The 14,561-nt window shown below is 63.3% G+C and carries 26 protein-coding genes; 20 read left to right on the forward strand and 6 right to left on the reverse strand.

The annotated features are described in order from the left end of the window. Window positions 1-56: 56 nt before the first annotated feature. The 3 genes from LC083_RS03375 to pspF form a co-directional block, all read right to left on the reverse strand. The gene (locus LC083_RS03375; RefSeq protein ID WP_226699190.1) at window positions 57-1,583 is read right to left on the reverse strand and encodes a type II secretion system protein GspD; all 1,527 of its coding nucleotides are present in this window, start codon (window positions 1,581-1,583) and stop codon (window positions 57-59) included. Between the two features lie 264 nt (window positions 1,584-1,847). After that, window positions 1,848-2,696, reverse strand: coding sequence for a hypothetical protein (locus LC083_RS03380; protein ID WP_226699191.1), 849 nt, complete (start codon window positions 2,694-2,696; stop codon window positions 1,848-1,850). Window positions 2,697-2,822: 126 nt separating this feature from the next. Beyond that, window positions 2,823-3,851 (reverse strand): phage shock protein operon transcriptional activator, encoded by a 1,029-nt coding sequence (gene pspF / locus LC083_RS03385; RefSeq protein WP_226699192.1) that lies wholly within the window; start codon window positions 3,849-3,851, stop codon window positions 2,823-2,825. 160 nt (window positions 3,852-4,011) lie between these two features. Between pspF and LC083_RS03390 the strand changes: the two genes are divergently transcribed. The 14 genes from LC083_RS03390 (at window position 4,012) to LC083_RS03455 (ending at window position 8,790) form a co-directional block, all read left to right on the forward strand. Beyond that, entirely contained in the window at window positions 4,012-4,164 is a 153-nt protein-coding gene (locus LC083_RS03390; RefSeq protein ID WP_226699193.1) for a hypothetical protein, read from the forward strand. A gap of 95 nt (window positions 4,165-4,259) precedes the next feature. Next, entirely contained in the window at window positions 4,260-5,045 is a 786-nt protein-coding gene (pspA, locus tag LC083_RS03395) for a phage shock protein PspA (RefSeq protein WP_226700009.1), read from the forward strand. Between the two features lie 3 nt (window positions 5,046-5,048). Next, the gene (gene pspB / locus LC083_RS03400) at window positions 5,049-5,351 is read left to right on the forward strand and encodes an envelope stress response membrane protein PspB (protein ID WP_160607982.1); all 303 of its coding nucleotides are present in this window, start codon (window positions 5,049-5,051) and stop codon (window positions 5,349-5,351) included. Beyond that, on the forward strand, window positions 5,348-5,725 hold the full coding sequence (gene pspC / locus LC083_RS03405) for an envelope stress response membrane protein PspC (protein WP_160607984.1): 378 nt from the start codon (window positions 5,348-5,350) through the stop codon (window positions 5,723-5,725). The genes pspB and pspC overlap by 4 nt, the downstream gene beginning before the upstream one ends. A 28-nt stretch (window positions 5,726-5,753) precedes the next feature. Continuing rightward, window positions 5,754-6,062 (forward strand): hypothetical protein, encoded by a 309-nt coding sequence (locus LC083_RS03410; RefSeq protein WP_222553858.1) that lies wholly within the window; start codon window positions 5,754-5,756, stop codon window positions 6,060-6,062. Next, on the forward strand, window positions 6,062-6,400 hold the full coding sequence (locus LC083_RS03415) for a hypothetical protein (RefSeq protein ID WP_226699194.1): 339 nt from the start codon (window positions 6,062-6,064) through the stop codon (window positions 6,398-6,400). The genes LC083_RS03410 and LC083_RS03415 overlap by 1 nt, the downstream gene beginning before the upstream one ends. Continuing rightward, window positions 6,400-6,711 (forward strand): hypothetical protein, encoded by a 312-nt coding sequence (locus tag LC083_RS03420; protein WP_226699195.1) that lies wholly within the window; start codon window positions 6,400-6,402, stop codon window positions 6,709-6,711. Before LC083_RS03415 ends, LC083_RS03420 begins: the two co-directional genes overlap by 1 nt. Then, entirely contained in the window at window positions 6,711-7,025 is a 315-nt protein-coding gene (locus LC083_RS03425) for a hypothetical protein (RefSeq protein WP_226699196.1), read from the forward strand. Before LC083_RS03420 ends, LC083_RS03425 begins: the two co-directional genes overlap by 1 nt. Then, on the forward strand, window positions 7,022-7,321 hold the full coding sequence (locus tag LC083_RS03430; protein ID WP_226699197.1) for a hypothetical protein: 300 nt from the start codon (window positions 7,022-7,024) through the stop codon (window positions 7,319-7,321). Before LC083_RS03425 ends, LC083_RS03430 begins: the two co-directional genes overlap by 4 nt. Before the next feature lie 24 nt (window positions 7,322-7,345). Continuing rightward, window positions 7,346-7,582, forward strand: a complete 237-nt coding sequence (locus tag LC083_RS03435; RefSeq protein WP_226699198.1) for a hypothetical protein — start codon at window positions 7,346-7,348, stop codon at window positions 7,580-7,582. Then, window positions 7,579-7,752: a hypothetical protein gene (locus LC083_RS03440; RefSeq protein ID WP_170290010.1), complete on the forward strand. Its 174-nt coding sequence runs from the start codon at window positions 7,579-7,581 to the stop codon at window positions 7,750-7,752. The genes LC083_RS03435 and LC083_RS03440 overlap by 4 nt, the downstream gene beginning before the upstream one ends. 43 nt (window positions 7,753-7,795) lie before the next feature. Beyond that, window positions 7,796-8,203, forward strand: coding sequence for a SufE family protein (locus LC083_RS03445; protein ID WP_222554193.1), 408 nt, complete (start codon window positions 7,796-7,798; stop codon window positions 8,201-8,203). 1 nt (window position 8,204) lies between these two features. After that, window positions 8,205-8,555 carry a YbaN family protein gene (locus tag LC083_RS03450; RefSeq protein ID WP_226699199.1) on the forward strand — a complete coding sequence of 117 codons (351 nt, stop codon included), beginning with the start codon at window positions 8,205-8,207 and terminating at the stop codon, window positions 8,553-8,555. 76 nt (window positions 8,556-8,631) lie between these two features. Then, window positions 8,632-8,790, forward strand: coding sequence for a YqaE/Pmp3 family membrane protein (locus tag LC083_RS03455; protein ID WP_219954491.1), 159 nt, complete (start codon window positions 8,632-8,634; stop codon window positions 8,788-8,790). A 33-nt stretch (window positions 8,791-8,823) separates the two neighbouring features. Here LC083_RS03455 and LC083_RS03460 read toward each other — a convergent pair whose 3' ends face one another. From LC083_RS03460 to LC083_RS03470, 3 genes are read right to left on the reverse strand one after another with little or no spacing between them, the layout of a single operon-like run. Then, the gene (locus LC083_RS03460) at window positions 8,824-9,324 is read right to left on the reverse strand and encodes a sterol desaturase family protein (protein ID WP_226699200.1); all 501 of its coding nucleotides are present in this window, start codon (window positions 9,322-9,324) and stop codon (window positions 8,824-8,826) included. Further along, window positions 9,321-10,091, reverse strand: coding sequence for a fatty acid desaturase (locus LC083_RS03465; RefSeq protein WP_226699201.1), 771 nt, complete (start codon window positions 10,089-10,091; stop codon window positions 9,321-9,323). The genes LC083_RS03460 and LC083_RS03465 overlap by 4 nt, the downstream gene beginning before the upstream one ends. 39 nt (window positions 10,092-10,130) lie before the next feature. Then, on the reverse strand, window positions 10,131-10,553 hold the full coding sequence (locus LC083_RS03470) for an acyl-CoA thioesterase (protein WP_160608007.1): 423 nt from the start codon (window positions 10,551-10,553) through the stop codon (window positions 10,131-10,133). 93 nt (window positions 10,554-10,646) lie between these two features. Between LC083_RS03470 and leuC the strand changes: the two genes are divergently transcribed. The 6 genes from leuC (at window position 10,647) to LC083_RS03500 (ending at window position 14,523) form a co-directional block, all read left to right on the forward strand. After that, window positions 10,647-12,083: a 3-isopropylmalate dehydratase large subunit gene (gene leuC, locus LC083_RS03475; RefSeq protein WP_226699202.1), complete on the forward strand. Its 1,437-nt coding sequence runs from the start codon at window positions 10,647-10,649 to the stop codon at window positions 12,081-12,083. A gap of 40 nt (window positions 12,084-12,123) precedes the next feature. Then, complete coding sequence (locus tag LC083_RS03480; protein ID WP_160608011.1) at window positions 12,124-12,282, forward strand: isopropylmalate isomerase; 159 nt, start codon at window positions 12,124-12,126, stop codon at window positions 12,280-12,282. Then, entirely contained in the window at window positions 12,282-12,887 is a 606-nt protein-coding gene (gene leuD / locus LC083_RS03485; protein ID WP_226699203.1) for a 3-isopropylmalate dehydratase small subunit, read from the forward strand. Before LC083_RS03480 ends, leuD begins: the two co-directional genes overlap by 1 nt. Further along, window positions 12,884-13,882, forward strand: coding sequence for an NADPH:quinone oxidoreductase family protein (locus tag LC083_RS03490; RefSeq protein ID WP_226699204.1), 999 nt, complete (start codon window positions 12,884-12,886; stop codon window positions 13,880-13,882). Before leuD ends, LC083_RS03490 begins: the two co-directional genes overlap by 4 nt. 76 nt (window positions 13,883-13,958) lie before the next feature. Beyond that, window positions 13,959-14,285 (forward strand): DUF1476 domain-containing protein, encoded by a 327-nt coding sequence (locus tag LC083_RS03495; RefSeq protein ID WP_226699205.1) that lies wholly within the window; start codon window positions 13,959-13,961, stop codon window positions 14,283-14,285. Between the two features lie 4 nt (window positions 14,286-14,289). Further along, window positions 14,290-14,523 carry a BolA family protein gene (locus LC083_RS03500; RefSeq protein ID WP_226699206.1) on the forward strand — a complete coding sequence of 78 codons (234 nt, stop codon included), beginning with the start codon at window positions 14,290-14,292 and terminating at the stop codon, window positions 14,521-14,523. Window positions 14,524-14,561 lie beyond the last annotated feature (38 nt).

The raw sequence follows: 14,561 nt of genomic DNA on the forward strand, positions 1-14,561 counted from the left end.
AGAACTAATGCTCAAAGCCTTGCAAGTAAAAAGCAATAGTAATTGATAACGTTCTCTTATTCGGGCTGCAATTCTCCGGGCAATTCCGTCTCATCTTCATTCGGTGGTCGGTTTTCGAACCGGCGATGCCGAACGATGCGCGGAGTTATGACGATGTAGAGTTCGGTGGTCGTGCTGGTCGACCTTTCGGTGCGGAACACATTGCCGATCAGCGGGATGTCGCCGAGCAGCGGGATCTTCGACTTGGTGGTCAGCACGTTTTCCTGCGTCAGCCCGCCGATCACGAAGGTTTCCCCGTCGCGCACCGAGGCGCTGGTTTCCGCCTCGCGCTGGCTGATGGTGGGATAGCCCTGACTGAAGCCCGTCACGCTGGAGACGACGCCGTATATCTTGGAGGTGATGTAACCGTCCGTGCTGACCCGCGGTGCGATCTGCAGGGTCACGCCGACATTCACGTACTGGACCTGCTGCGACACGCCGTTGACGCCCGACAGCTGGATCGAGGTCAGGATCGGCAAGGCGTCGCCGGTGATGATCTTCGCCGTCGACCCGCTCTGAGCCGCAATCCGCGGGCGCGAAACGATCCGCCCCTCCCCTTTCTGGATCTGGGCATAAATGGCGGCCTGGATCTGGCCCGACGGCAGGATGTCTTCCGGATCGACCCCGAAAGGCAGGAAGCCGCCGGTCGCGATATTGCCGACCGCGATCTGGCCGTTCGAGTTGGTGAAATCGATGCCGAGGTTGCGCGCGCCGGTTTCGGTCAGTTCAACGAATTGTGTTTCGAGAATGACGCTGTCGACGGGCACGTCGATCAGCTCGATCTGGCGCTTCACCCGCTCGATCCGCTCGGGCGTGCCGGTGATCCAGATCGCGTTGAGACGGCGATCGACCGCAAGCCCGCTGCCGACGTTCTGGCCCAGCGGCTTGGCCTCCTGCTCGACCGGACGGCTCTGCCCGATATAGGAGTTGCTCTGGGTGGCACCGGGCGACCCGAAGCCGGGTTCGCGGCGGATAAACACGTCATTGGGAGCGATTTCTGCGCCTTCGGCCAGGAGCCCGACGATTTCCGAGACGTCGGCGTACTTCAGGAACACCAGTTCGTAGGAATCGCCCGGCTGGTAACTGTCGACCGGCCCGCGCTGCAGTTCCTGCTGGGGCACAACGTCCTCGCCTTCGGAGCCGATGGGACGCGTCCCGATCGTCTCTTCATTGCTGACCTGTTCCACGCGGACCTGCACGGCGAGGTTGCCCATCTGCTCCGCGCGAATACGCGCGGGACGCGCGGTGTCGAACCGCATCACGAGGCTGCTTCCCTCGGTCACGAACTGGATCGAGCGTACGAGGCCGCGGTAGCTCTGGCGATTGGGCACGCGCCCCACCTTGAGCGTCGTTGCCATGACGAGTTCGGGACGGGTGGGGTTTTCATCGAGTGTCGCGATACGCGGCTCGGCAGGGGAAAAGCGCAGGAGAAAATCCGAACCGCCCGCGTCTTCCGAGACCAGGCGAACCTCTTCCAGCACCGAGGGCACCACCTGCGCGTGCAGCGGCGCGCCGACGAGCGCCGCAAATGCAGAAGCTGCCATCAGGCAATAAACAAGTAGGGTATGGCGCCCTGCGACCCGGGCCCTCACCAGTGCCATCGATTACGTATTCCCAGTCCCAGCCCCCTGCATACCGCACTCCTTACGCACGGCAACACTCTCGGGAAGAAATCCCCCGTGTCGTGGCAAGATTACGACAGTCCGACAATCGGTTGGCGACGATTTCTTGCACCTGAACCAAAAAGAGACTGCCCCGCCCCGGCATCGACCGGGACAGGGCAGTCACTTGGACCCGGCGCGACCTTCTCAATGGCCGTGGTCATGTTCGCCCTCGTCGGGCGCCCAGGTGACATGGGTGACGAATTTCATGCCGTTGCTTTCCTTCACGAAGACATGCGGCTTGTCGTTGGGCAGATAGGCCACGGGGCGTCCCCAGTTGGTCGGTGTGTTGCCGACATCGGGGAGGCTCATGCGGGTGTTCTTGCCCTTGCCGCCGCCCTTTCCGCCGCCGCCCTTGCCGCCGCCTTTGCCTCCGCCGCCGCCGCCGGTGTCACCCCCGCCACCGGTCGAACCGGTGTAGATGGCCACCAACTGCTCGTAATCGTGGAAGTCGGGATGTTCGTTATCCTGCGGCCAGCTGGTGTATTCCATGCAGGACGTCGTCTCGTCGGTGCTGAAATTCTCGTTCTGGTGGCCAAGGCCGTAGTCGTGGCCGATTTCCTGGCAGGTGACGAGCTGGCGCCAGCTATAGGTGTCGTAGGCTTCGCGGTTGAAGTAATTGTCGTTCAGCTTGGTCGTGCCGGCAACGATCTTGCCGCCCGACAGCGCTATGCTCGCAAGGCCGAGCCAGCCGTTCGCCCCGTAGTCGGCATTGCAGACCTGGATGGTGTTGGTCGTCATCGCGCAGGACGAGTTGTTGCCGTATTCCAGCGGAGCCTCGATCACTTCCGAGGCATTCCAGTCACCAACGGCTTCTTGGACGTAGGAGCGCCACTGGGCGCTGGTGTTGTCGACTACCGCCACGCTCACTGCGGTGCCGTCGAAGTTCCACGCATAGGTACTCCAGGCGTGATGCGCCGAAGCGCCGGTGGCTGCCAGTGTGGCACAGCCGAGTGCGGTGATCGTGCCGAAACGGCGCAGGCGAGTTGTGGTCATGGTGTCCCCCCGATGCATTTGCGTTCGAGCGGGGAGAATGAGCGCCAACGGCTAACCGCGGCATAAGGGGGATGGCTGAGAAAGAAGCCTAACGAAACGGGGCCCGGCGGTAACCCTCCTGCGGTTTTAGCCCTGCTCTTCCATCAGGCCGTGCTTCTTGATGGCATGGCGCAGCTGGTCGTAGCTGAGACCGAGGGCTTTCGCCGTCTGGCGCTGGTTCCATCGATGCTTGCCCAGCGCATGCTCGAGGATCAGGCGCTCGTGCGCATCGACCGCGGAACGCAAATCGTCGACATTGTCGAGCTCCGCAGCAGGCTCTGCGAGAGGAGCCGCAGGCGCGGCATCGGTGCGCGGCTTGACCGGAGTGGGCGAGAGTGGTTTCCACGGGCTGTCGAACGGGTCGAACTGGACGTGGCCGATCGGGTTGCTCCAGTCGTCCCAGCGATAGACCGCGCGTTCCACCACATTGCGTAGTTCACGCACATTGCCCGGCCAGGGATAGTTTTCGAGCTGTTCGCGCACGTGCTCGCTGAAGCCCGGCCAGGCTTCCCAGCCGAGTTCGGCACCCATGCGGCGCCCGAAATAGTCGGCCAGCACACCGATATCCCCTTCGCGTACGCGCAGGGGCGGAAGAGTGATGACCTCGAAACTGAGCCGGTCGAGCAGGTCGGCACGAAACTCGCCGCGCTCGGCCTTGGCGGGCAGGTCTTCGTTGGTGGCGGCGACAATGCGCACGTCGACGCGGATCGGCCGCGACGAACCGATGCGCGTCACCTCGCCATATTCCACGGCGCGCAGCAGGCGTTCTTGTGCGCCCATCGAAAGCGTGCCCAGTTCGTCGAGGAACAGCGTGCCTTTGTCGGCTTCCTCGAACCTGCCCGCGCGCGATCTGGTAGCGCCGGTGAACGCCCCAGCCTCGTGACCGAACAGTTCGGATTCGATCAGGGTCTCGGGCAGCGCGGCGCAGTTCATGGTGACGAGCGGTTCGTCCCAGCGTGTGGACAGGCGATGGAGGCGTTCGGCGATGAGTTCCTTGCCCGTACCGCGTTCGCCGATGACCAGCACCGGACGCCGCATCGGGGCAGCACGGCTGGTCCGCTCGACCGCATCGAGGAAGGCGCCGGACTGGCCGATGAACTGGTTTTCCCGCTCCATAGCCAATAGATAGTGAATTTCACCAAGGGTTGGCAACAGGCGCCAATATGTCGTTCGTCGAATAGCTACGGAAAGGACGGAAATCAGCGAAAAATCGAGTTTGGCACGGCCTTTGCTGAACACAGGACAACGAAGCAATCGATGTCCAGGGAGGACCACAATGTACAGCCGCCAATTCTTCCGCAGCCAGCTCGGACAGGCCGCACTCGCCAGCATTGCTGCGATGACCGCCTTCGTCGTGCTGAGTTCGCAGATCGCGGTGACTGCATCCGTGGCGACCCTGGCGTCCTACGAACAGGTAGAAATCGCGTGACCGACAATTCACCCCTTGGGCCGGAGCGCACAACTCCCGACAGTCCCCGCGCTCCGGCCCGCCCCCGCCACCCCAATGGTGTCCGTCTCGCACGGATCGACCGCGAGGCGCAGCGGGCACGCGAGTGGACCAATCCCGAAGCAGTGAATACGAAGATCAACGAGTTCTTTTCAACCGGAGCACCCTTGATGGGCATTTTCAGCCGAACCCGCGACATCATCGCCGCCAACTTCAACGACATGCTCGACAAGGCGGACGACCCCCAGAAGATGATCCGCATGATCATCCTCGAAATGGAGGAAACCCTGGTCGAAGTTCGCGCCAGCGCCGCGCGCACCATCGCCGACCAGAAGGAGATGCATCGCCACACGGTCAAGCTGGACAGGCTCCAGGCCGACTGGGCCGAGAAGGCGCAGCTGGCCCTGTCGAAGGACCGCGAAGACCTCGCCCGTGCGGCGCTGGTGGAAAAGAAGAAGGCTGCGGACATGTCCGACCAGCTCAAGCAGGAAATCGCGGTGCTCGACGATGCACTGCGCGCCTACGAGCAGGACATCCAGAAGCTGCAGAACCGCCTGCGCGAGGCACGCAGCCGCCAGACCGCCATCGCGGCCCGCCTCGAAAGCGCCGAGAACCGCGTCAAGCTGCGCAGCCTGATGACTGAAGAACGCGTGGACGATGCGCTCAGCCGCTTCGACCAGCTGGAACGCCGCGTCGACTATGCCGAAGGCCGCGCCGATGCGCTGTCGATCGCGGACAACAGCGGCAAGCCCAGCCTCGCCGACGAAATCGCCGCGCTGGAAGGCGCCGATGCGATCGACGACGAACTTGCAGAAATGAAAAAGGCGCTCGGCAAGGGCAGCGCCGACGAACAGGGGAACTAAGACATGGACTTCGAAGACATCCTGGCAATCATGGCGATCTTCGTCTTCCTGCCGTGGATCATCCTCCACTACGTAACCAAGTGGAAGACCGCGGCGACGATCACGACCGATGACGAGGCCCTGCTCGAAGAGCTCTACAACCTCGCCAAGCGTCTCGATGATCGCATGGACACGGTCGAGCGCCTGGTCGCTTCCGACAACCCCGATTTCCGTCCCGCCCGCCTCGTCCACGACAGCGAAAAGGACAACCAGCAGCTGCGCGAACTCGAACAGCTGATCGCCGAAAAGAAAGGAGCATCGCAGTGAACTCGCCCCGCACCACTCTCTACAGGGACAAGCAGAACGCGAAGCTCATGGGCGTGTGTTCGGGCATCGCGGACTACACCGGCGTCAACGTCTTCTGGATCCGTCTCGGTTTCCTGGGCCTGACCTTCATGACCGGCGGCTCGACCATCCCGTTCTACTTCATTGCCGGCATCCTGCTGAACAAGAAGCCCCCGCACCTCTACTCCGAGCCTGCCGAGCAGCGCTACTGGCAGGGCGTGCGCCAGAACCCCAAGCGAACCGCTCGCGAAATCCGTGCCCGGATGAAGGACATCGATCGCCGCCTGGCCGACGTCGAAACCTTCTACGTCAGCAGCAACCCGCGCCTCAACGCGGAAATCGAACGCCTGCGCTGAGCGCCTGGCTTAGGGGAGGGAGTTAGCAATGGAAAACGTCGGGGTATTCATTCCCATCATCGCCCTGATGATCCCGATCGTCGCGATCTGGACCAAGCACCAGCAGAAGCTGGCCGAGATGAACATCCAGTCGACCGCACAGGCCACGGCTGAACAGGCGGCCCAGTACGCCAGCAAGGTCCAGCAGCTCGAAGACCGCGTGAAGGTGCTCGAGCGGATCGTGACCGACAAGGGTTACGACGTCGCCACCCAGATCGAAGCGCTGCGTGACCAGCGCCGCGTCGATGAAACCGGCAGCGGCGTGCCGCTCGACATGACCAAGCGGGAGAACGTGTGATGGAATTCGGAGGACCTACCTTTGTCGTCGCCCTCGTCGCGCTCAGCTATGGTGCCTGGGTCATCAACAACTGGGTCCGCGCCAAGCACGGCTACGCCCTCGAAGACGAATTCGGCGGCAAGACCGAACGGGCCGACAGCGCGGAAGCAAGCAAGCTGCGGACCGAAAACGCGGAACTGCGTGCACTGCTGACCAAGGTCGAAAAGCGGATGCAGGTGCTCGAGCGGATCGTGACCGACAAGAGCTACAGCGTCGGTGCGGAAATCGAGGCTCTGCGCGACAATAGCAGCGCCGATGCCGGTGCGCCGCTCAAAATCACCGAAAGGGAGAATGTCTAATGGATTTCCCGATCACCGAAACCGCAGTGATCGCCGGCGTGGGTATGCTCACGGTAGGCTGGCTGATTACCACCTGGATGCGGATCAAGAACGGCTATCCGCTGGAAAGCAGCTGGGGTAAGCCGATCTACCCGAAGAACGATCAGGCGGTGGAGCGCGTGAAGCTGCTCACGCAGGAGAACGCCGAACTGCGCGCCGAACTTGGCTCGCTCAAGGACCGCCTCGGCAATGTCGAGCGCATCGTGACCGACAGCGGCTATCACCTCACCAGCGAGATCGACCGCCTGCGCGACCGTAAGGAAACCAACTGATGGACGCCAATCTGCTCGTCATTTTCGGCTTCGTACTGGTTATCTCGACCCTCGCTTTCGCGACCGGGATCGTGATCCACCGCAGCCAGGTCCGGCATGAAGAGCGCAAGCTCGAACTGCAGGCCCGCGCGGAAGAGGCGAAGGCGGAACAGGCCCGCTTCACCAAGGGCGACTACGGCACGCTTGAAGAGCGGGTCCGGGTCCTCGAGCGCATCGCGACTGACAGCAACCACGCTCTCGCCTCGCAGATCGACGAACTGCGCGACCTGCAGGCGATCGAGGACCGCACCGCACCGCGCGAGGCAGCACGATGAATTTCTGGACCGCAGTCTTCCTGATCGCCGTCGTCTTCGCGGTCGCCGAGGTCTTCAAGGCCCGGTACCGCTCGGAAAAAGGCATCACCCGCGACTTCATGGGCAACGAGACCTTCGGCAGCCCGCAGGTCGACGAAGCGGCCCAGCGCGAACTGGAAGACCTGCGCGAACGCATCAAGGTGCTCGAACGGATCGCCACCGACGGCAATTCGCTCGACACGACCGAAACGAAAAGGATCGCTGCCGAAATCGAGGCCCTGCGCGACAAGCAGGCTCCGACCGGCAGCAAGGAATAACACGGTCAAGGAGGACATGGGGAAATGTTCGAACCGACTATCGTCGTCGCGGCAGCTTCGCTGATCGGCCTGGTCATCGTGGCGGGAGCCCTGCTCCGCGCGTGGCATGACTGGATGGAGTACAAGCGCCGCGAACTCGAACGCGAGGATGGCCCGCGCGAAGACGAAGGCAGCGCTATGGGCGCCGCCCGGATCGAGCTCGCCGACCTGCGCGAACGCATCAAGAAGCTCGAGGCGATTGCCAGCGGGGTGGACCTGTGAGCGCGACCAACAACGCCGCGCAGGCCGGCATCGGCCTTGGGAGCGCCATCGCGGTCGCCATCTCGTGGAGCCAGCACCAGTCGATCCTCTGGGCCATCCTCCAGGGCTTCTTCGGATGGTTCTACGTCATCTATTATGCATTCACCCGTCCCGGCGGGCTGTCCGGCTGACGCCGATGGACGCAGCGTGTTTCGCTGGCTAGATGCCGCGCCCATGCGCACTCTTTCCGACATTGCCGAAGAATACGACTTTCTCGAAGGCGACGAACGCTATCGCCTGCTGATCGAGCTGGGCCGCGAGCTCGAGCCCATGCCCGACGCGCTCAAGACCGATGCGACGCTGGTTCGCGGGTGTTCCGCCGCAGTCTGGGTCTATCCCACCGGCGACGCGGAGCGGCTGCATTTCCTTGCCGACAGCAATGCGGCCATCACCAAGGGCATCGTGTCGCTCGTCATCGCAGCCGTGCAGGACAAGCCGGCGGCGGAAGTGGCGCAGATGGACGTGACCGCCGCGCTCGAACCCTTCGACCTCAGGAACCAGCTGTCGAGCAACCGCACGCAGGGCGTGCCCAACATGATCGCGCTCGTGAAAGAGCATGCGGCGCGGATAGCTGCGGGGTAGGATGCGCCGGCACATCTACCGCGCATTCGGTTTCCTTGCCGTCGGCCTCGGCGCGATCGGCGCGTTCCTGCCGATCATGCCGACCGTGCCGTTCCTGCTGCTGGCGGTTTATTTCTTCGCCCGTTCCAGCCCGGAACTGGAAAAGAAGATCCTCGACCACCCTCACTGGGGTCCGCAGGTGCTCGACTGGCGCGAGCGGCGCGCCATCAGTCGGCGTGCAAAGACGATGGCGATCGGCGCAATGTCGGCCGGCGCGGTATTCACCTGGTTCACGCTGGGCGCGCCCTGGTACTACATCTCGCTCGCAATCCTCGTGGTCGCCGGAAGCTGGATCGCAACGCGCAACGAATAGGTTCGCGGGAACGCGCGCAGTTTCAGCCCGTTAGAGTGCCACAAGACGGGAGGGTCGACTAAAAGGAACACCCTCAATGGCAATTCTGATTCTCATCGCCACGATCCTGCTTCCCCCGCTCGGCGTGGCAGCCAAGCACGGCCTCGGCGCGACGACGCTGCTCAACCTGGTGCTGACGCTGCTGGGCTTCATTCCGGGCCTCATTCACGGTCTCTACGTGAACTACGCCCGCTAAGAGCGGTCAGGAATTAAGGGAAGCGCCGGGGCCTCAGGCTCCGGCGCTTTCACGTACGACCGCGATACCAGCTTCCTTCTGGGCCTTGAGTTCCGCCTTCAGCCTGGCCGGATCTCGCGCGAAGACGAAGCCGAAGCTGACGCCGCCTTCCTTGCCGATGGTCGCGTGGTGCAGCTTGTGCGCCTGCACCAGCCGCTTGGCGTAGCCCTTCTTCGGGACCCAGCGGAAATAGCGCTGGTGGACGAGCCCGTCGTGCACCAGCGTGTAGATCACGCCGTAGCAGGTGATGCCGAAAGCGATCCACCACAGCTGGTCCGACACGACATAACCGATTGCGAACATCGCGAAGACGATCGTGCCGAAGGTGACCGCATAGAGGTCGTTCTTCTCGAAAGTATTGTCGTGTGGCTCGTGATGGTCGCGGTGCCAGCCCCAGCCCCAGCCGTGCATGATGTATTTGTGCGCCCACCAGGCGAACAGTTCCATGCCGACGATCGACAGGAACACGGTCAGGAGAATGGCAGGCAGGCTCATGCGTTCAACTCTGTTTGCGACATCGCGCGGCGCGCCCGCGGAAGGCCCCACCAGGGGACGTGCGGGGCGCGGTGATGTTCGTGATGATAGCCGAAATGGAAGCAGCTGGCGAGCGAGGCGAGCACGCCGAACCCGTCGCTGCGGGCATTGTGTTCATCAGTAAACCCCGCCCCGTCATGGCGGTGCGGGCGGAAGGTGCCGAAGTAGAACAGCTGCATGGACGAAGCGATGGCGGGCGCACCGTAGAGGAGAACGATCTTCTCGACCGGAATGCCCAGCACCAGCCAGTAGACGGTCACCACGGTGCTGACGAAAAGGATCGAGCGCCAGCCGAAATAGCGCCTGAGGAATGTCGCGTACCACGGCCAGAAGCTGGTCGGGTGCTCGGCGCTGAAGTCGGGGTCACGCTCGGTCCCCGGAGCCTTGTGATGGTCGAAATGGGCATCGCGCATGCGGGCCCAACCGAAGCCTGCATAAAGGAACAGAAGGCTGCCGCCGATTGCCCCGTTGATGCGTTTGTGTCCCGGCACCAGCGAGCCGTGCATCGCGTCATGACTGACGATGAAGAGACCCACCGAGAGCCAGCATTGCACGAGGGCCATCAGGAGCGCGAAAGGCAGGCTGGTCCAGGTGAGCTCGAACACGAACATGGCGTAGGCGTGGATCGCCAGCCAGCTTGCCACGATGCCGAACGCAAGGGTCAGGCCGATAGCGGCCTGCCCGCTGCGCGGGGCTGCCGAAAGCCGGATTTGCTGAGCGCTTGCCATGTCGCGAATATAGGGGCCGCTTAGGGCCAGTGCAAAACGCTATTCTGCGCGAGCCTTGCGTGCCGAGGTGAGGCCGAAGAACTTTTCCGCGACTTCGCTGCTGATGCGGGCCGGACGATGGGTTTCGCTGTCGAGGCAGCACCACATGCTCTTCACTTCGGCCAGCACGTCTTCGCCGCGGCGAATGACCGTGTTGTAGAAGCTGCGCGCACCCTTGATCTTTTCGAGCACGGTTTCGGCGATCACCTCGTCATCGAGGAAAGCGGGCTTGCGATAGGTAATCTCGTGCTTGAGCGCGACCCACGCCTTGCTCGCCACCTCTTCTGCCGGCGCCAGCTTCTGCCAGTGCGCGAGCACGACGTCCTGGACCCAGCTGAGATAGCGGGCGTTGTTGACGTGCCCCATGAAGTCGATGTCCGTGGGGATGACCTTGATCGGGAAGGCGAATGGCTTTGCTGACATGAGTGTTAGTAAAGCAGAGAAAGGTTAAGTTTGGAAGACTCTGGAATTGCCTTTTTGCGCGCGTGACAATCGTGCCGCACATCTTGCCCCGACATGGCCAGCAAACCGCGCACACTCTACGAAAAGATCTGGGACGCCCACGTCGTCGAACGCAGCGACGATGGCACCTGCCTGCTCTATATCGACCGGCATCTCGTTCACGAGGTCACCAGTCCGCAGGCCTTCGAGGCGCTGCGGGTTTCGGGCCGCGCAGTGCGCCGCCCCGACCTGACGCTGGCCGTGCCGGACCACAATTTGCCGACGACCGCGCGTCTCGATGCTGCCGGCAACCGGCTTCCGATTGCCGATCCGCAGAGCGCCGCGCAGCTCGCCGCGCTCGAAACGAATGCGCCGGCTTTCGGGATCGACTATATCGACGCCGTCGCGCCCGAGCAGGGCATCGTCCACGTGGTCGGCCCCGAACAGGGCTTCTCGCTCCCCGGCACGACAATCGTGTGCGGCGACAGCCATACCGCCGCCCATGGCGGGATCGGCGCGCTGGCTTTCGGCATCGGCACGAGCGAGGTCGAGCATGTCCTGGCGACCCAGACGCTGCTTTTGCGCCAGAGCAAGACCATGGAAATCCGCGTCGAGGGCGAACTCGGCCCCGGCGTGACGCCGAAGGACCTCATCCTCCACATCATCGGCGTCATCGGAACCGCCGGCGGCACCGGTCACGTGATCGAATATCGCGGCGATGTGTTCGAACGCATGAGCGTCGAGGGCCGCCTGACCGTGTGCAACATGAGCATCGAAGGCGGCGCGCGGGCCGGCCTCATCGCGCCCGACGACAAGGTCTTCGCCTATCTGGCAGGACGTAAATACGCGCCGCAGGGCGCCGACTGGGACCGCGCAGTCGAATGGTGGCGATCGCTAGCCACGGACGCAGGCGCGCAGTTCGACAAGACCGTGGTGATCGACGCCGCCGATATCGAACCGACCGTCAGCTGGGGCACGAGCCCCGAAGACGTCGTGCCGATCGGCGGCGCGGTGCCGGCTCCGGAAAGCTTCTCCGACCCGTCCAAGCAACAGGCTGCCCGCAAGAGCCTCGATTACATGGGGCTCGAACCCGGCGTGCCGCTGGAAGAGGTCGCCATCGAGAACGTCTTCATAGGTTCGTGCACCAACAGCCGCATCGAGGACCTGCGGGCCGCAGCGGAGGTCCTGAAGGGCCGCCGGAAAGCGCCAGGCGTGCGCTGGGCGATCGCCGTGCCCGGTTCCGGCCTCGTCAAGCGTCAGGCAGAGGAAGAAGGGCTCGACCGGATCTTTACCGAAGCCGGTTTCGAATGGCGCGAACCGGGCTGTTCCGCCTGTCTCGCGATGAATCCCGACAAGGTCCCGCCGGGTGAACGCTGCGCTTCGACCAGCAACCGCAATTTCGTCGGCCGCCAGGGTCCGGGTGCACGCACCCACCTGATGAGCCCCGCCATGGCTGCCGCTGCTGCGGTTACGGGACGGCTTACCGACGTTCGCAAGCTGGTCGGCTCGTAACCCTCTTGCCCTTCCCCGTTCGCCATCCCATGAGGGCAGCATGACCAAGCTACCCAAAGGCAAGGCCGCCATCGCCGGTGCGATCGGTTCGGCCGCAATCGCCGCAGCGCTGCTCTATGCGAACAAGCGCCGCGAAAAGAAAAACCAGCCCAAGCAGCCCGGACCGATCCCTTCGGGCGAGAAACCGGAGACAGATTGATGGACAAGGTGTCGACCATTGCAGGTCGGGCGATCCCGCTGGGGCTCAAAAATGTCGACACCGACGTCATCATTCCCGCGCACTGGTTGAAGACGGTCAGCCGCGAGGGACTTGGCAAGGGCGCGTTCGAAACGATCCGCCAGGCGCCGGGCAATCCTTTCGATGTAGAGGATTTCGCCGGTGCCCCTATCCTGATCGCTGGCGACAATTTCGGCTGCGGGTCCAGCCGCGAACATGCCGCTTGGGCAATGCTCGACCTTGGCATCCGCGCGGTAATCGCTCCGAGCTTTTCGGACATCTACTCGGGCAATGCCTTCAAGAACGGCATCCTGACCGTTGTCCTGCCGCCCGAACAGGTCGATCGCCTGCTCGAAGTGGCCAAGGATCACCCGATCACGGTGGACCTTGAAACCCAGACCGTCACCACGCCCTTCCAGGACCGCTTCGAATTCGAAGTGGACCCGTTCCGCAAGCACTGCCTGCTCGAAGGGCTGGACGAAATCGGCCTCACGCTCGAAAGCGTCGGCGCCATCGAAAATCACGAGAGAAAGCGCGCGGCGGACCTGCCCTGGCTCGACGCGCCGCAGAGGAGAGATGCAGCATGAAAGCAGTCCTGTCGAAAAAGGTCGGCGGCCCCGAAACCCTTGTCGTAGAGGACATTGCAGAGCCCGTGCCCGGCGCGGGCGAGGTGCTGATCAAGGTCGCCGCCTGTGCGATCAATTTCCCCGACACGCTGATCATCCGCGACATGTACCAGTTCAAGCCGCCCCGCCCTTTCAGCCCGGGCGGCGAAATCTCGGGCACGATCGAGGCGCTGGGTGAAGGTGTCGAAGGCTTTGCCGTCGGCGACCGGGTGATCTGCGGCGTCGGTAATGGCGGCCTGCAGGAAAAGGTCGCGGTTTCCGCCGCCCGCCTGTTCCGCGTGCCCGACGGTATCGATCTCGTGCAGGCATCGGCACTGCTCATGACCTACGGTACGACCATTCACGGCCTGAAAGACCGCGGCGACATCAAGGAAGGCGAAACCGTCCTCGTCCTCGGCGCTGCCGGCGGCGTCGGCCTCTCCGCTGTCGAACTGGCCAAGGCCTATGGCTGCCGCGTGGTCGCAGCTGTCTCGACCGAAGAGAAAGGTGAGGTCGCCAGGAAAGCGGGCGCGGACGATGTCGTCGTCTACCCCCGCGCTCCGTTCGACAAGGACCAGTCCAAAGCGCTGGCGCAGGCATTCAAGGATGCGGTCGGCCCGAACGGCGCGGACATCGTCTACGACATCGTCGGCGGCGACTATTCCGAACCGGCGCTGCGCTCCATCGCGTGGGAAGGCCGCTTCCTCGTCATCGGTTTCCCCGCCGGTATCGCCAAGATGCCGCTCAATCTCACCCTGCTGAAGAGCTGCGACATCCGCGGCGTGTTCTGGGGCGCGTTCACCGCGCGCGAGCCCAAGCGCAACAACGCCAATATCGCCGAGCTGTTCGACCTCTGGAAGGCCGGCAAGATCAACCCGCTGGTCAGCGAAACCTATCCGATCGACCGGGCTCACGAAGCCATCGCCAAGCTTGAGAACCGCGGCGCGATCGGAAAGCTAGTGGTGACGATGGACTGATTTTGCCTGTCGGGGGCCTTGCCGCTCGGCGGCAGCACCCCTATTCGGCAAGGCAGCTTCTTCCAAGGGGATAGACATGACCGACTTCAAGGATCGCGAACGCGGCGAGGAAACCAAGTTCGCATTCGACCAGGAAACCGAATTCAAGATCGCGGCGCGCCGCAACCGCCTGCTGGGCGAATGGGCTGCCGGCCTGATGGGCCTGACCGAGGAAGAAACCGACGCCTACAAGAAGGCCGTCGTCCAGGCAGACTTCGAGGAAGCGGGTGACGAGGACGTGATCCGCAAGCTGCTCGGCGATCTGACTGCCGCGGAATGCGATATCAGCGAAGCCGATATCCGCTCCAAGGTCGAGGAATGCGCCGTCGAGGCACGCCGCCAGTTCATGACCGATCAGAAGTAATCCCATGCCGATGAAGTCCGAGGACATCGTCGCGCTGATCGAGGAAGCGCTGCCCGGCGCCGTCGTCGAGATGCGCGACCTTGCCGGCGACAATGATCACTGGGCGGCGAAGGTCATCGCCCCCCAGTTCGTCGGCAAGACCCGCGTCGCCCAGCACAAGCTGGTCTACGATGCACTGGGCGGCAGGATGGGCGGGGAACTCCACGCCTTGCAACTGACGACCCAAATTCCCAACTGACGCTTCAGCAAGATTCATTTCAGACAAAGGCAGGGCAA

Origin of the sequence: Qipengyuania gaetbuli (assembly GCF_020524765.1) — a bacterium.
Taxonomy (GTDB): Bacteria; Pseudomonadota; Alphaproteobacteria; order Sphingomonadales; family Sphingomonadaceae; genus Qipengyuania; species Qipengyuania gaetbuli_A.

Bases quoted from the DNA above. Each gene is read 5' to 3' on its own strand.
- LC083_RS03490 (WP_226699204.1), top strand. From the start codon at position 12,884: ATGAAAGCAGTCCTGTCGAAAAAGGTCGGCGGCCCCGAAACCCTTGTC.
- LC083_RS03410 (WP_222553858.1), top strand. From the start codon at position 5,754: ATGGAAAACGTCGGGGTATTCATTCCCATCATCGCCCTGATGATCCCG.
- LC083_RS03500 (WP_226699206.1), top strand. From the start codon at position 14,290: ATGCCGATGAAGTCCGAGGACATCGTCGCGCTGATCGAGGAAGCGCTG.
- LC083_RS03390 (WP_226699193.1), top strand. From the start codon at position 4,012: ATGTACAGCCGCCAATTCTTCCGCAGCCAGCTCGGACAGGCCGCACTC.
- LC083_RS03455 (WP_219954491.1), top strand. From the start codon at position 8,632: ATGGCAATTCTGATTCTCATCGCCACGATCCTGCTTCCCCCGCTCGGC.
- LC083_RS03375 (WP_226699190.1), bottom strand. From the start codon at position 1,583: ATGGCAGCTTCTGCATTTGCGGCGCTCGTCGGCGCGCCGCTGCACGCG.
- LC083_RS03435 (WP_226699198.1), top strand. From the start codon at position 7,346: ATGTTCGAACCGACTATCGTCGTCGCGGCAGCTTCGCTGATCGGCCTG.
- LC083_RS03470 (WP_160608007.1), bottom strand. From the start codon at position 10,553: ATGTCAGCAAAGCCATTCGCCTTCCCGATCAAGGTCATCCCCACGGAC.
- pspF (WP_226699192.1), bottom strand. From the start codon at position 3,851: ATGGAGCGGGAAAACCAGTTCATCGGCCAGTCCGGCGCCTTCCTCGAT.
- LC083_RS03420 (WP_226699195.1), top strand. From the start codon at position 6,400: ATGGATTTCCCGATCACCGAAACCGCAGTGATCGCCGGCGTGGGTATG.
- LC083_RS03480 (WP_160608011.1), top strand. From the start codon at position 12,124: ATGACCAAGCTACCCAAAGGCAAGGCCGCCATCGCCGGTGCGATCGGT.
- LC083_RS03460 (WP_226699200.1), bottom strand. From the start codon at position 9,324: ATGAGCCTGCCTGCCATTCTCCTGACCGTGTTCCTGTCGATCGTCGGC.
- LC083_RS03430 (WP_226699197.1), top strand. From the start codon at position 7,022: ATGAATTTCTGGACCGCAGTCTTCCTGATCGCCGTCGTCTTCGCGGTC.
- LC083_RS03465 (WP_226699201.1), bottom strand. From the start codon at position 10,091: ATGGCAAGCGCTCAGCAAATCCGGCTTTCGGCAGCCCCGCGCAGCGGG.
- pspB (WP_160607982.1), top strand. From the start codon at position 5,049: ATGGACTTCGAAGACATCCTGGCAATCATGGCGATCTTCGTCTTCCTG.
- LC083_RS03425 (WP_226699196.1), top strand. From the start codon at position 6,711: ATGGACGCCAATCTGCTCGTCATTTTCGGCTTCGTACTGGTTATCTCG.
- LC083_RS03445 (WP_222554193.1), top strand. From the start codon at position 7,796: ATGCGCACTCTTTCCGACATTGCCGAAGAATACGACTTTCTCGAAGGC.
- leuD (WP_226699203.1), top strand. From the start codon at position 12,282: ATGGACAAGGTGTCGACCATTGCAGGTCGGGCGATCCCGCTGGGGCTC.
- LC083_RS03415 (WP_226699194.1), top strand. From the start codon at position 6,062: ATGGAATTCGGAGGACCTACCTTTGTCGTCGCCCTCGTCGCGCTCAGC.
- LC083_RS03495 (WP_226699205.1), top strand. From the start codon at position 13,959: ATGACCGACTTCAAGGATCGCGAACGCGGCGAGGAAACCAAGTTCGCA.
- LC083_RS03450 (WP_226699199.1), top strand. From the start codon at position 8,205: ATGCGCCGGCACATCTACCGCGCATTCGGTTTCCTTGCCGTCGGCCTC.
- LC083_RS03380 (WP_226699191.1), bottom strand. From the start codon at position 2,696: ATGACCACAACTCGCCTGCGCCGTTTCGGCACGATCACCGCACTCGGC.
- leuC (WP_226699202.1), top strand. From the start codon at position 10,647: ATGGCCAGCAAACCGCGCACACTCTACGAAAAGATCTGGGACGCCCAC.